This is a genomic window from Parasalinivibrio latis, assembly GCF_036825535.1.
In the GTDB taxonomy this organism is placed as follows: domain Bacteria; phylum Pseudomonadota; class Gammaproteobacteria; order Enterobacterales; family Vibrionaceae; genus Parasalinivibrio; species Parasalinivibrio latis.
In genome coordinates, this window is sequence record NZ_CP098813.1 from 343915 (window position 1) to 357437 (window position 13523).

The 13523-nt window shown below is 52.9% G+C and carries 11 protein-coding genes; 6 read left to right on the plus strand and 5 right to left on the minus strand.

Annotated elements, in window-relative coordinates; all coding sequences use genetic code 11:
- Positions 1 to 98: 98 nt before the first annotated feature.
- The 4 genes from NF212_RS18745 to NF212_RS18760 all read right to left on the minus strand — a co-directional run bounded on the left by NF212_RS18745 (position 99) and on the right by NF212_RS18760 (position 4796).
- Positions 99 to 401 (minus strand): DUF1289 domain-containing protein, encoded by a 303-nt coding sequence (locus NF212_RS18745; RefSeq protein WP_434362280.1) that lies wholly within the window; start codon positions 399 to 401, stop codon positions 99 to 101.
- Between the two features lie 8 nt (positions 402 to 409).
- Positions 410 to 1162, minus strand: coding sequence for a 3'-5' exonuclease (locus NF212_RS18750; RefSeq protein ID WP_434362282.1), 753 nt, complete (start codon positions 1160 to 1162; stop codon positions 410 to 412).
- 1 nt (position 1163) lies between these two features.
- The gene (locus NF212_RS18755) at positions 1164 to 3059 is read right to left on the minus strand and encodes a DUF294 nucleotidyltransferase-like domain-containing protein (protein WP_434362283.1); all 1896 of its coding nucleotides are present in this window, start codon (positions 3057 to 3059) and stop codon (positions 1164 to 1166) included.
- Positions 3060 to 3185: 126 nt separating this feature from the next.
- On the minus strand, positions 3186 to 4796 hold the full coding sequence (locus NF212_RS18760) for a BCCT family transporter (protein WP_434363021.1): 1611 nt from the start codon (positions 4794 to 4796) through the stop codon (positions 3186 to 3188).
- Between the two features lie 542 nt (positions 4797 to 5338).
- On the opposite strand from NF212_RS18760, the gene NF212_RS18765 reads away from it, so the two are divergent.
- Complete coding sequence (locus NF212_RS18765; RefSeq protein WP_434362285.1) at positions 5339 to 6001, plus strand: cupin domain-containing protein; 663 nt, start codon at positions 5339 to 5341, stop codon at positions 5999 to 6001.
- A 9-nt stretch (positions 6002 to 6010) separates the two neighbouring features.
- On the opposite strand, the gene NF212_RS18770 is transcribed toward NF212_RS18765, so the two are convergent.
- On the minus strand, positions 6011 to 7954 hold the full coding sequence (locus NF212_RS18770) for a sigma-54-dependent Fis family transcriptional regulator (RefSeq protein WP_434362286.1): 1944 nt from the start codon (positions 7952 to 7954) through the stop codon (positions 6011 to 6013).
- 302 nt (positions 7955 to 8256) lie between these two features.
- On the opposite strand from NF212_RS18770, the gene NF212_RS18775 reads away from it, so the two are divergent.
- The 5 genes from NF212_RS18775 (at position 8257) to NF212_RS18795 (ending at position 13518) form a co-directional block, all read left to right on the plus strand.
- Positions 8257 to 9036: an SDR family NAD(P)-dependent oxidoreductase gene (locus NF212_RS18775; RefSeq protein WP_434362288.1), complete on the plus strand. Its 780-nt coding sequence runs from the start codon at positions 8257 to 8259 to the stop codon at positions 9034 to 9036.
- 232 nt (positions 9037 to 9268) lie between these two features.
- A complete protein-coding gene (locus tag NF212_RS18780) occupies positions 9269 to 10348 on the plus strand; it encodes an ATP-NAD kinase family protein (RefSeq protein WP_434362290.1) in 1080 nt (359 codons plus the stop codon).
- Between the two features lie 24 nt (positions 10349 to 10372).
- Positions 10373 to 11356, plus strand: coding sequence for a thiamine pyrophosphate-dependent dehydrogenase E1 component subunit alpha (locus tag NF212_RS18785; RefSeq protein WP_434362292.1), 984 nt, complete (start codon positions 10373 to 10375; stop codon positions 11354 to 11356).
- 23 nt (positions 11357 to 11379) lie between these two features.
- Entirely contained in the window at positions 11380 to 12405 is a 1026-nt protein-coding gene (locus NF212_RS18790) for an alpha-ketoacid dehydrogenase subunit beta (RefSeq protein ID WP_434362294.1), read from the plus strand.
- Positions 12406 to 12414: 9 nt separating this feature from the next.
- Positions 12415 to 13518 (plus strand): acetoin dehydrogenase dihydrolipoyllysine-residue acetyltransferase subunit, encoded by a 1104-nt coding sequence (locus tag NF212_RS18795; protein WP_434362296.1) that lies wholly within the window; start codon positions 12415 to 12417, stop codon positions 13516 to 13518.
- Positions 13519 to 13523: the final 5 nt, after the last annotated feature.

A 13523-nucleotide genomic window follows, 5' to 3' on the forward strand; every position in this document is an offset into this window, starting at 1 on the left:
TGATGTATTTTCTGAAAGATTGATCTTCGAAAGATATTTGCCCAAACTGATTGTCTATTAGGCCGGATGCGTCGGTCTGACAATGTCCGGCCCATATATTAAGCTAATGGTTTTTCCATCAGGCAATTTCTGCACAAACACACTGAAGATTCACCTGATACTTCCCTGCACTCAACTGAAAAACACCAACAGGTATCCTTCCCTGCGCTGATGTCACAATGTGTTGCGTTGCCGCATTGTGGGCATAAATGCGTAAAGCTCGAACCGTCGAGCTCTGACATTTTTTCTTCGCGAAGGTTTTCTGTCATCTCCTTCCAATCTGCGATTTCCTTCATCGTACGTTTGCATCCACTGCAGATCCCGCCTTCATTTTTACAGGCAGCGCGACATGGGGTTTTCATCTTTCTTGTCATCTCCAGATAACTGAAATCGGGGTATCCGGACTGTACCGGTGCGCAATCTGGGCCTGCAGGAGTTCTGCGGTCGCAAGCGCATCAGTCAGTGCGTTGTGTCCCTGATAGAAAGGAAGATTATACCGTGCCCGGCTGTCTGCCAGGCGAATAGATTCGCGTTTTTTACCCAGGAGGCGAGCCCAGAACCCAGGCGGTTTCGCTCTGTGAACCCTGGCCTCAAGGTCCATGGTATCAACCACTGGAAAAACGATACCCTCTTTAATCCGCGCGCGGAGTGCGGCATCAAAAAAGCCTCTCTCGATATTCCGGTAGTGAACCACGACGATACGTCCGGCGAGGCAATCGAGTACTTCATCAAGGATACGGCGCAAGTCCGGCGCGCCTTCAACATCGGAATGGGTAATCCCATGGATAACCACCGACTCCTCACCAAGCGGCTTTCGGGGATTCACTATCCAGTGATGTGACTCACCGCACCGGATTCGGTTCAGCGTAAACGGTACCAAACCAATACTGACAATATCGTTTTTTCGGCAATCCAATCCGGTAGTCTCAAAATCCAGCGCGACAAACTCAATGTCTTTAACGGGCGTAGACGCATCGACGACACCGGATGCATAGAAATGGCGAAGCCTGTCATCTTTAGCCGATGACAGGTTGGCTTCAAAAATACTTCCCCAGTCCGGTGATTGGCCATTCCGGATAGGGTTGGCACATCCGTTCTGCTGCGGGTTAATCAGGCTATGCATATCAATTTGCCCGGTTTGGCTGATACCGGAATTTCAGGAACTTCTGTGCATTACTGAGGATCTGGAATGCATCTTTGAGGTTCCTGCGCTCAAAATCAGACATGTTTTCCGGTTCGATGTTGTTGTCCGGCTCATTGCCCGCTTCGATATCCAGTGCCTGGTGACGGATACGTACCATAGAGATAAATTCGAGGGCGTCTCTCAAATCCGGCCCCCTTCCTTTGGGAAGAATACCCGCCTCGATAATGTCATCGAGACGCTCGAAAGAGTTCTGGGCCCGGGAACCAATTGCCAGCGCGTGGACTCGGATCAGGTCAGCCAGGGGGGCGGTTCCACGTCGTTTTAGGTTTATTGAGTTGTTATGACGGCCATCTTTCTCCATAACGAACTCTTTGAAAAAGCCCAACGGTGGCGTCCGGTTCAAGGCATTTCTCGCCATACAGGCAAGGAAGCGGTTGTTGCGTCGGGCCCGGCGGGCAATAAAGCTTTTGAGGTTCTCCGCCCAGTCTGTGCGGCCATACACGCCATCCAGATCAAAAAAGATACTGCTGTTAAGCAGGGATTCAGGGTTGGGCTTGTCAATCCAGTCAGCAAAACACGCTTCCCACTGGCTTCGTGTCATCCGCCAACGGGGATTGGTCGCCATAATTTTCCCCTTGCAGTATGCGTACCCGCAGGCAGCAAGGCCGTCGCTGACGAAATAGGAAAGCTTACGAAAGTAGTCACCGTGCTGAGTTTCATCATACTCATCATCAAGGATGATAGCGTTGTCCTGGTCGGTCACAATCAACTGTTCATCCCTTGCCATGGATCCCAACGCAAGGAAACAATACGGCACGGGTGGTTCACCAAACTCCTGCTCAGCAAGTTCAACCAGCCGTTGCTTGAAACTTCGCCCAATAACCGACATGGCGCTGCCAATCATATGGGAGTTGGCATCTTCATTTACCATGCGCATAAAGCTGGATTTCACCTGCTCGGAAACCGCTTTCAGCTCATCAACGGTGTTCTGCCTGAAAATAGATCGCACCAGCAGCAGGCTGCTCTGACTCTCGTAGCGAACAATATCAGAAAGAGAAACAACGCCAATTGCCTGCTGGTGACGCATGATTGGCAAGTGGTGCAGGTTGTACCTGAGCATGGTGAGCATGGCTTCAAACACATACGCATTGTGGTCAAGGCACACCAGCCCAGGAGTAACAATCTCTGCCACCGGTTGCTCCGGGTCGACCCCTTCTGCCAGCACACGGGTACGAAAATCCCGGTCAGTGATAATGCCCATCACACGCTCTGTCGGATCATCATCAGCAGATTCAGGGAGGATTTTGTCCGGGTCAGTAATCAGCAGGGAAGAAACACTCTCCCGAGCCATCAGTTGCGCCGCCTGTCGGATGGATTCCGTTTTGCTGATAGTAACTGGATCGCGGGCGATAAGGGTCTTCACTTTCGATGTAGTCAGATCATTGGCGTCTTCCCGGCTGGATACCGCTTGACGCAAGCGACTGCGATCCTCGACTTCCACAAAGTCAGCAAAGGATTCAAACCGGTCGCACAGCGAATAAAAAAGCTCACCGGGAATAAAGTAGATCAGTGTATCTTCCAGCGCTTTAGCGGACAGGCGAACCTTATTGTTCATCAACAGTCCCATTTGCCCAAAGATATCGCCTACCTCCATTCTGTCATAGAGTTCCCCTTTGCGACGGTAAATCTCTACCGCACCACTGCGAATCAAATGAAGGTCATCTATCCGGCCACCAAAAGGCAGAATCTCGGTGCCGGCCCGGAAATAGCTGACCTCAATTTTTTGTGCTATTTCTTCCCTTGCCTCTTCCGGCAGCTCGTTAAACGGTTCGTATTGGCTGATGAAGCCCAGAATTTCCAACTGTTCCGCTTCCATAGTGACCTTCTCTTGACCTATCTCTGGATCCAGGAGGATTGTATTAAGGAAAAAAGGGCAGGTCACGCCATGCGCCGACCTGCCCTTCCAGATTATAAAAGTATTGCGAGTGCAGCCTATTGCTGATCAGTTACCACGCGGCTCAGACATCAAGCCTTTAAATACCGCCACACATGCCACCAGCAACACAATAGTGAATGGGAAGCCGGTTGACACCGCCATTGCCTGCAAGGCAACCAAGCCACCACCCAGTACCAGTGCAATAGCTACGAGGCCTTCAAAGGTACACCAGAACACACGCTGAGGTTTTGGCGCATCCACCTTACCACCGGCGGCAATGGTATCAATAACCAGCGAACCGGAGTCTGACGAGGTCACAAAGAACACCACCACCAGCACAATACCGATAAAGGATGTGATACTCGCCAGCGGCAACTCATGCAGCATGGCAAACAGCTTGACCGGAAGGTCTGCATCCTGAACCGTTGAGATACCCTGGTTGACGACCTGGTCGATAGCAGTATTACCAAAAGCACTCATCCAAAGCACACAGGCAGCCGACGGGATCAGCAGCACACAAACCATAAATTCACGGACAGTACGGCCACGGGAAACACGGGCAATAAACATCCCTACGAATGGTGACCAGGAGATCCACCATGCCCAGTAAAACGAGGTCCAACCCTGTGCAAAGTTGGCATCTTCACGCCCAAACGGCATGGAAAGGGCTGGAAGGTATTCGATATACGAAACCAGGTTGTTGAAGAATCCGCTCAGAATGGCCAGTGTCGGGCCGACGAAAATCACAAACACCAGCAGCAGAAGTGCCAGCACCATATTGATTTCGGACAGGCGTTTTACACCAGCATCCAAACCGGCAAGCACTGAACCCAACGCTAACGCAGTAATACCAATAACAAGCACAATCTGAGTGACATCTGTATTCGGAATGCCAAACAGGTAATTAAGGCCGGCCGCTGCCTGCGCAGAACCTAACCCCAGGGATGTAGCCAAACCAAACAGGGTCGCTACCACAGCAAGGATATCAATCACATGACCAACCCAGCCCCAGACGCGCTCACCGAAAAGTGGGTAGAACACACTGCGCATGGTCAGAGGCAAACCCTTGTTAAAGGAGAACAGTGCAAGGCCAAGGGCCAGAACGGCATAAATTGCCCATGGGTGCAGACCCCAGTGGTAAATTGTTGCAGCCATTGCCAGGCTTGATGATGCTGCGGAATCACCCTGTGCACCACCTAGTGGCGCCCAGTCCGTGCGCACACCGTTTTCCAACGAAATTCCAGCAAAAGCTGACCCATAATGGGACAGAGGCTCAGCAACACTCCAGAACATCAGGCCGATACCCATACCGGCTGCGAACAGCATGGAGAACCATCCAAGGTAGGTATAATCGGGTTTTGCTTCAGTCCCGCCAAGGCGCACTTTACCCAGTGGAGATACAATCAACACCAGTGACACAATGACGAAAATATCGCCGGAACTGAGGAAAAACCAATCAAGGTTTGAGGTTAACCATTGGCGCAGATCACCGAAAAGTGGGGCAACCTGATTTTGAAAAGCCAGTGTCAAAAAGACAAAAGCAACAACCGCAAGGCCTGAAATCATAAATACGCGGTTGTGAATATCAAGGCCAAAGGGGCCTATTTTTAACGCGATGTTGTCTTGCCCAACCTGATAATCGGTATCTATCGGATTGACTTCACCATCGGGCGACATGATTTCTTCATGACTTTTATCGCTCACGTTTTAACTCCTTATCCGTTTCGCGTGTAGCAGTATTTCTCTCCCCAAATCCTATTCTGCCTTTGAAACCCCACAACCAGCGCTAGCGACATGCGTTGAACACTAACTATTCGTCGAGGCGTTTCGTTGGGTCACCATCCTTTAAATAAGCAGATATCACCAGATTTAAGGCGAAATACAGCGCTATAAACTATCACAAACTTCCATATCGATCACATTTTTGTTGAAACCGGCCTCCGCCGATAGTTTTGAACTGTAAGTATTTTACCTGACGCAATACCCATGTTATGTCGTGATGTCCGGACTAACCTGCATCATTTCCGCCACGCAGTGTTTTGTTTGCGTCGCTGTTAAACCTTTGAAGACCTCATGCCCCGGCATTGAAGTACTCGGTTTTTAACGTGCTTTACATCTTCACCATCGGACACAGGTTTAAAATGGCGTATGATTTGAAAAACGGCCCCCTAATTGACACCACTGTTAATGAAGGTGACCTCAAGCCAGGAGTCATTTAGATGTTGAACATGGATCTGACCCAGCGCGTCGTTATCGAAACCGAAACTCTCGACTGGATCCCAAGCCCCGCAGGCGGAGTAAACCGAAGGCAGTTGGAACGTGAAGCGGCTGAATCCGGCCACGTCACCAGTATCGTGGAATACCTGCCGGGAACGGCATTCCCCGAACACATTCACCCGATGGGTGAAGAGATTCTGGTACTTGATGGCGTGTTCTCCGATGAAACCGGCGACTACGGCAAAGGGACCTATATCCGAAACCCTCCCGGCAGCCGCCACAGCCCTTTCAGTAAATATGGCTGTATCATTTTCGTAAAACTGAACCAGTTCCTGCCGGACGATTTGGAAACTGTCCGGATAGATACCCTTTCAGCCAAATGGGTGCTGGGCATTGGCAATCTCAGCGTTTTGCCACTGCACGAGTTCAAACACAAGAACACGTCCTTGATCCGGTGGCCTGCAGGTGAGCGACTCAAGCCGCACTGCCATTTTGGCGGCGAGGAGACCTACGTTATATCCGGGGAATTGGAAGATGAGTTCGGACGGTACCCTAAAGGTTCCTGGATGCGGTGCCCGCATATGAGCGAGCACACGCCAGTGGCATTAGAAGACACACTTGTTTGGGTTAAAACCGGACATTTACCAGAATTCCCGCACGGATAACCTACACAATCAACGCCGGTTTGGCGGCACCAGGCCGGCACGTTTCATCCGGCGGTGAACGGTAGACCGATCCACGCCAAGCTCCCGAGCAACGGCGGAGATATTCCAGTGGTAACTTTCAAGCAATCTGGGGAGTTCATCATCGCCCTGCCCGTCAGCTTTCCTCGCAACCCTGGGGGGCTGGCTGATACTTTCCGGCAGATCCCTGGGTTCGATCACCCCGTCCCGGCAGAACACACTGGCAAATTCCAGGGCATTGTTCAGTTCCCGTAAGTTACCCGGCCAATTGTGCCGTTTCATTAACCCCATCGCTGCTGCTGAAAGTGAAGGCGTCCCTTCTTGCTTGATTTTCGCAAGCAGCATATTAGCCAGCCAAGGGAGGTCTTCCCTCTCCCTCAGTGCAGGGAGGTTCAATACTGCGCCACTGATTCTGTAATACAGGTCTTCCCGGAACTTGCCAGATTTCACCAGACCGAGGAGGTTCTGGTGGGAAGCGGCAAGCACTCGGATATTCACCGAAACGGCACGGGTTCCGCCAACCGGCGTCACCTCTTTTTCAGCCAGCACACGCAACAACCGGGCTTGCAGTACAAGCGGCATATCGCCTATCTCATCAAGAAAAAGGGTTCCGCCATTAGCCTTTTCTATCAACCCCTGTTTGCCTTTGGACTGGGCACCGGTAAACGCACCTGGGGCATAACCAAAGAGTTCTGACTCAATCAGGTTTTCCGGTATCGCAGCACAATTGATCGCAACAAAGGGGCCTTTCCCTTTTCGGGTTTGATGGATTGCCCTTGCCAGGAATTCCTTACCACTGCCTGTTTCACCGCAGATCATCAGTGAAATAGGTGAATCCGCCAGACGTGAAGCTTTTTCCGCCACAGATTCCATCAGAGGGTCATCACAGTAAAGATCTCTGAGCGGTTTCGGGACAGCCGGGGTCGTGACCTTTCGAACCGGTTTCTGTTGCGGTTCGATAGCATGTGCGAAAACCACATCCCCATGCTGGGTCCCCAGGACACGTTGTTCAGCCGGTATTGACCGGGTCAGCTCAGGCAACCTGTCAAAATCAAAATCGAAGAAATCTGATATTGGTTTGCCCATCAGTACCTGACCGTTTAACGGATGGATGTCACAGTCAGCATATCCCGCCCCTCTCATCAGCACCTGAAGGGCCGAGTGTGTCATACCCACTACCCGGCCTCCATCATCCACCGCCACCGCGCAATCGGGGTCGACATCAAGAAATTCCGGGGACTGGCTCATGCGCAATATCCAGTGGAAGGGAAAGCTGCGCATCAGTGATGCCATCTCGATTCGGCGGGTAAAAGCGGTCACCAGTTGCAACGTCATTGCCTGGCTGATTTTGGGCGTTGGAGAATGGAGCGCTGACACATCCAGCACAGCCGCGAGTTTACCGTTTGAATCAAAAATCGGGGCTGCCGTGCAGGTGAGCGGTGTATGGGTAGCATCAAAGTGGTCATTCTGGTGCACTGTCAGCGCCTGACCGGTGTAAATGCATGAACCCACGCCACAGGTTCCTGCACGGGATTCCGACCACTCAGCACCGAGATACAACCCGGCTTTCCTGAGGGACATTTCAATTGAGGCATCTCCCATGAAATCGACGGTGACACCGTCTGCATCGGTCAGGAGCAGGACATAGTTTTGCTGTGCGATCTGCTTATAAAGCAGCTCAAGGCCATAGCGGGCTGTCCGGATAAGCTTCTCCAACCGCTCCCTGTGCTCCTTCAGTTCAGTACCGGGCAGGATATAGGGTTCGCGCAGTAGGACCGGATCCAGTTTGTAATCTGCCAGACAGCGCTGCCAGGAATCCGTTATCACCTTATCCCGTGAAGGGAGCATTCCGTCAGCCACACCTTGTACTTCCCTTATATGGGCGGCGACACCTTGGTACGAGTACCGGTAGGCGTTGTCTTGGGAGGGGGACATAGATTATTCACTCACAACAGCATTTAACCAATTATTAACATTCGCATCCCTTAACACCACCCCAACCCCGCACGGTGTCACCCATTTGAAACAATGCAACACCTGTGGCGTTTACGTTATTAAAGCAACGCTGACCCACGCCAGGCAAAAGCTCAAAATCCCCCAATTATCAGAGCATTAAAAACCTCGTCGTGCATGGCTTGCCCCTTGCACTCTGTCATTTTGCGATATGGGAACAACTGCAACGTGAAAAACATTTGCTGACAAACCTGCCAGCAAACCAATCAACAAGGAGCAATCAGATGACACTGAAAGGAAAAGTTGCGCTGGTTACCGGCGCAGGCCGGGGAATTGGAAAAGGCATTGCGATGGCATTGGCAAAGGAAGGCTGTGACGTAGCAGTGGCAGATATCAACCAGGAAAGCGCCGGACAAACGGCCGATGAGCTGGCAGCACTTGGGGTGAAGTCCCTCGGCCTCAAAGCTGACATCTCAAAATGGAATGAAGTGCAATCTATGGTTGAGGCTGTTACGGACAATTTTGGCAAGCTGGATATCGCGGTAAACAATGCCGGCGTACTGATCATTAAGTCGGTTGAAGAACTGACGGAGGAAGAGTGGGATTATGTGAACGACATTAACGCCAAAGGTGTTTTCCTTTGCTGCAAAGCCGAACTGGCAGCCATGAAACCAAATGGGTCAGGTCGTATCATTAATGTCGCCTCTATTGCCGGCAAGGAAGGCTTTCCGGATCTTGCTCACTACTGCGCATCCAAATTTGCTGTTGTCGGTTTTACCAACTCACTGGCTAAAGAGTTGCAACGAACCGGGATAACTGTAAATGCCATCTGCCCGGGCATTGTCCCAACCGCCATGTGGTATGGCCCGGATGGCCTGGCTGAGCGCTGGAAACTGGAAGGCGAAACCATGGAAGAGTCCTGGGCTCGCCACCAGGATATTCTTATTCCACAAGGCGTGGGGCAAACCCCGGAGGATATGGGCCAGCTTGCGGTCTTTTTTGCCAATGCAGAACATGTCACCGGGCAATCCGTGAATGTAGACGGCGGGTTTACCTTCCATTAATCCGGTCGTTGTGACGAGAGCCATCGGCGGGGTGTTGCAACAGCCCCGCCACACCTGTTGCATCCACTGCGCCACACCTTATCGCTTCTCAATCAACCGCTCATCACCTATCACATTGAAATTATGCGAATAATTTTACTCACACAGTATTGGCCTGCCTCTTGCCATGTACAGGTATCAACCCGCTCACTTGTATCCGGAGCTTAGCTTTCAATACGTGCAGGAGGCACATATGGTCCCACCTACCGTCGGTATTATTGCCAACCCCGTTTCTGCAAGAGACATCCGGCGCATTGTCGCCCATGCCGGTAACCTCCAAATCACCGATCGCGCCAATATTGTGCTGCGCATCCTGGCCGGGCTGGCGTATGCCGGAGTGGAGAACGTAGTCATGATGCCCGACCGGGCGGGCGTCAGAACCTATATTGAAAGGGGGTTGCGCCGTGCAGCAAGCAGCGGCGAAGGGCATTTCCCTGCACTGTCTTTCCTTGATATGCCGGTGATGGGGACGGCAGATGACACCGTCAGGGCGGCCCGGATAATGCGAAAGCAGGACGTGAGTGCGATTGTCGTGCTGGGCGGAGACGGGACTCACCGGCTGGTCGTCCGGGAGTGCGGAAACATCCCCATTTCCGGTGTTTCATCCGGTACCAATAATGCCTTTCCGACCATGGCAGAGCCCACTATTACCGGCCTTGCAACCGGGCTTTCTGTACGCGGGCTCATTCCCCCTTCCGTCGCTTTTTTTGAGAACAAATTGCTTGAGTGCCGGGTGAATGATCTGCGTGACATTGCCCTGGTGGATATTGCCGTCGTCAGCGACCTGTTCACCGGAGCCAAAGCCGTATGGCGCTCCGGCTCACTGAAGGAACTATTCACCGCCTTCGCCTTCCCCCACGCCATTGGCCTTTCCGCCATATCCGGGTTACTGAGCCCAGTCAACCGGGAAGCCCCGGAAGGCCGCCAGATCAGATTGAAAGATTCCACGTCCGGAGGTGTCAGGCTGGATGTCCCACTGGCCCCCGGCCTGATGGCGCCGGTTTACGTGTCTGGTATTGAAGTACTGACACCGGATAACCCCGCTTCGGTGTGCGTCCAGTCAGGTGCACTGGCGCTCGATGGCGAGCGCGAACACATCTTTAACAGTGAAGACCATGTCACTGTCACCCTGCGTACCGCAGCGTTCAAAACCATAGACACCAACGCCTGCATGCACTATGCCGCTGACAAAGGCTTGTTTACCCGCCCTGTCAGCTTCGAACCGGAACACGCTTCCTCTGTTCACAACGTTCACGAGCAACGTCAGCCATAAATCATGAGTAAAAAGGAGACTACCATGAGCGACAACCCATTCCCTCTTGGCAGGGATGAACTCTTGCAAGCATACCGGACAATGAAAACTATCCGGGATTTTGAAGAACGGCTCCATGTCGATTTCGCCCGCGGCGACATACCCGGCTTTGTACACCTGTATGCCGGGGAAGAAGCTTCAGCGGCCGGGATCATGATGCATTTAAACGACCAGGACAGGATTGCATCCAACCACCGCGGCCACGGTCACTGCATCGCCAAAGGGGTAGATGTCCACGCCATGATGGCGGAAATCTACGGCAAGGAAACCGGCTCCTGCCGGGGTAAAGGCGGGTCTATGCATATTGCCGACCTCTCAAAAGGCATGATGGGCGCCAACGGCATCCTGGGTGCTGGTTCGCCACTGGTTTGCGGGGCTGCCCTCGCCGCCAAACAGCTCGGGCACAACGGCGTTGGTATCAGCTTTACCGGTGACGGAGCTTCCAACCAGGGCATGTTCCTGGAAAGCCTGAACCTTGCAGCAGTATGGAACCTTCCAGCCATTTTCGTGGTGGAAAACAATGGCTATGCCGAATCAACAGCGGTGGACTGGGCGGTTGCTTCCGACTCCTATGTAGACCGCGCCAACGGTTTCGGCCTGCCCGGTATTACCGTAGACGGAACAGATTTCTTCGCCGTCTATGAAGCTGCCGGTGAAGTTATCCGCCGGGCCCGCGAGGGGGGCGGCCCATCCCTGCTGGAGTGCAAGATGGTCCGCTTCTTCGGCCATTTCGAAGGTGACGCCCAAACCTACCGCGCAGACGGAGAAGTTGACGATATCCGGGAAAACCACGACTGCCTGAAGCTCTTCCGCAACAAAGTAGAACGGACGGGCATTATCAGTGCCGACGAATTTAACGCCATTGACGCGGAAGTCGGCGCACTGATTGACGATGCCGTTGAAAGTGCCAAAGCCGCGCCGGAGCCACCGGCTTCCGCCGTTCTCACCGATGTTTATGTCAGTTATTAAGCCACGAAATCAAGGAGGGAATCATGGCCCGTAAACTTAGTATTAAAGATGCCATTAACGAGGCAATCGATCAGGAGATGTCTCGGGATCCAACCGTTATTATGTTGGGGGAGGACATTGTCGGCGGTACTGGCGCACCGGGCGAAGATGATGCCTGGGGCGGCGTACTTGGTGTCACCAAGGGGCTGTATGCCAAGCACCCAAAGCAGCTTTACGACACCCCGCTTTCAGAAAGTGCCTATGTCGGTGCGGCAATTGGGGCTTCAACCTGCGGGTTGCGCCCGATTGCGGAGCTGATGTTTATCGACTTTATGGGTGTCTGTTTTGACCAGATACTCAATCAGGCCGCGAAATTCCGTTATATGTTTGGTGGCCGGGCAGAGACACCGGTTGTCATCCGGGCAATGTGCGGAGCCGGTTTCCGCGCAGCTGCCCAGCACAGCCAGATGCTGACCCCCATGTTCACACACCTTCCGGGGGTCAAGGTGGTTTGCCCGTCAAATGCCTACGATGCCAAGGGATTGCTGATCCAGTCGATCCGGGACAACGACCCGGTGATATTCCTTGAGCACAAGAACCTCTATGCCCATGAAACCGACGTACCCGAGGAGTCCTATGCCATTCCCTTTGCTGAAGCGAGTGTCGTGCGCGAAGGGAGCGACGTTTCGCTGGTTTCCTATGGCCTGACGGTCCACCGTGCTATGGAGGCGGCAGATACCCTTGCTAAAGAGGGCATCCAGTGTGATGTCATTGACCTTCGTACACTTTCCCCGGTCGATCTCGACACAGTCATAGAGAGTGTGGAAAACACCGGCCGCCTGGTCTGTATTGATGAAGCACATGCCCGCTGCTCTATCGCTGCCGATATTGCTGCCAGCGTCGCACAGGAAGCCTTTGCCTCCCTGAAAGCACCGGTCAGAATGGTCACGTCCCCACATACCCCGGTCCCTTTCTCCCCGTCACTGGAAGATGCCTATATCCCCTCCGCCGAGGCAATTACTGCCGCCGCCCGCGAACTGGTGACCGGCAAAGCCACGACAGAAGCATAAGGAGCATGCATGAGCGACAATATAATCCCGATAGTCATGCCCAAATGGGGGCTTTCTATGAAGCAGGGAACCCTTGTGGAATGGCATATTGATGAGGGCGACACCATTGAAGTCGGCCAGGAAATCATGGATGTAGAGACTGATAAAATCGCTGCCGCTGTCGAAGCACCGGATCCTGGAATCCTTCGGCGAAAAGTGGCTGAGGTTGGTGAAATTTACACTGTACAGGCGCTTCTGGGGGTGATTGCCCCTGACGTCGTCTCTGACAGTGAAATTGATGCCTATATTGCCGGGTTTGAAGTACCGGAAGACAGCGAAGGCGAAGAAAGCGAAAGTGAACCGGCTTACCAGTTCCTGGAACTGGCTGCCGGCAAACTACGATACGCAAAACGCGACGGTGAAGGGACACCTATCCTGTTGGTCCATGGGTTTGGTGGCGATCTGGACAACTGGCTTTTCAATATCGATGCCTTTTCACAACCGGTTTACGCTCTGGATCTTCCAGGGCACGGGCAGTCATTCAAAACCCTGCCCTCTGCAGACCTCAACAGCCTGGTCTCAGCAGTCTTCGCCTTGATGGAAGACCGGGAACTGGAGCGTGTTAATCTGGTTGGTCACTCCATGGGCGGTGCGGTATGCGCATCTCTTGCCGCCAAACATCCACAAAGAGTTTCATCGGTTACGCTGATTTCCCCGGCCGGTTTTGGGGACGAAATCAACGGAGACTATATCGAGGGCTTTGTCTCGGCAACATCAAGGAGGGAGTTGACGCCGGTCCTGAAACTTCTGTTTGCAGACCCATCACTCGTTACCCGAGCAATGGCTGATGACATGATGAAGTACAAACGGCTTGACGGGGTACAGGACGCATTGACATCGCTTTCCAAGGCGTTATTTGAAAGTGGTAAGCAACGTATTAACGTGCCTGACCTGTTGGCTTCGACAGGCATTCCGGTGCAGGTTATCTGGGGTGAGAAAGACACGGTTATTCCCGCCTCACAGGCAGTCGCTTTGCCCGGAGCGTCAGTCACCACATTGCCCAACGCAGGCCATATGGCAATGATGGAAGAAGCCGGGGAGGTGAATAAGCTGATTGCTGAAATCAGCAGATAGCGTAA

What these genes read in the sequence shown, in the direction of transcription:
- NF212_RS18760 (WP_434363021.1), bottom strand. Translation starts at nt 4,796, where the DNA reads ATGTCGCCCGATGGTGAAGTCAATCCGATAGATACCGATTATCAGGTT.
- NF212_RS18745 (WP_434362280.1), bottom strand. Translation starts at nt 401, where the DNA reads ATGAAAACCCCATGTCGCGCTGCCTGTAAAAATGAAGGCGGGATCTGC.
- NF212_RS18795 (WP_434362296.1), top strand. Translation starts at nt 12,415, where the DNA reads ATGAGCGACAATATAATCCCGATAGTCATGCCCAAATGGGGGCTTTCT.
- NF212_RS18770 (WP_434362286.1), bottom strand. Translation starts at nt 7,954, where the DNA reads ATGTCCCCCTCCCAAGACAACGCCTACCGGTACTCGTACCAAGGTGTC.
- NF212_RS18785 (WP_434362292.1), top strand. Translation starts at nt 10,373, where the DNA reads ATGAGCGACAACCCATTCCCTCTTGGCAGGGATGAACTCTTGCAAGCA.
- NF212_RS18755 (WP_434362283.1), bottom strand. Translation starts at nt 3,059, where the DNA reads ATGGAAGCGGAACAGTTGGAAATTCTGGGCTTCATCAGCCAATACGAA.
- NF212_RS18775 (WP_434362288.1), top strand. Translation starts at nt 8,257, where the DNA reads ATGACACTGAAAGGAAAAGTTGCGCTGGTTACCGGCGCAGGCCGGGGA.
- NF212_RS18790 (WP_434362294.1), top strand. Translation starts at nt 11,380, where the DNA reads ATGGCCCGTAAACTTAGTATTAAAGATGCCATTAACGAGGCAATCGAT.
- NF212_RS18750 (WP_434362282.1), bottom strand. Translation starts at nt 1,162, where the DNA reads ATGCATAGCCTGATTAACCCGCAGCAGAACGGATGTGCCAACCCTATC.
- NF212_RS18780 (WP_434362290.1), top strand. Translation starts at nt 9,269, where the DNA reads ATGGTCCCACCTACCGTCGGTATTATTGCCAACCCCGTTTCTGCAAGA.
- NF212_RS18765 (WP_434362285.1), top strand. Translation starts at nt 5,339, where the DNA reads ATGTTGAACATGGATCTGACCCAGCGCGTCGTTATCGAAACCGAAACT.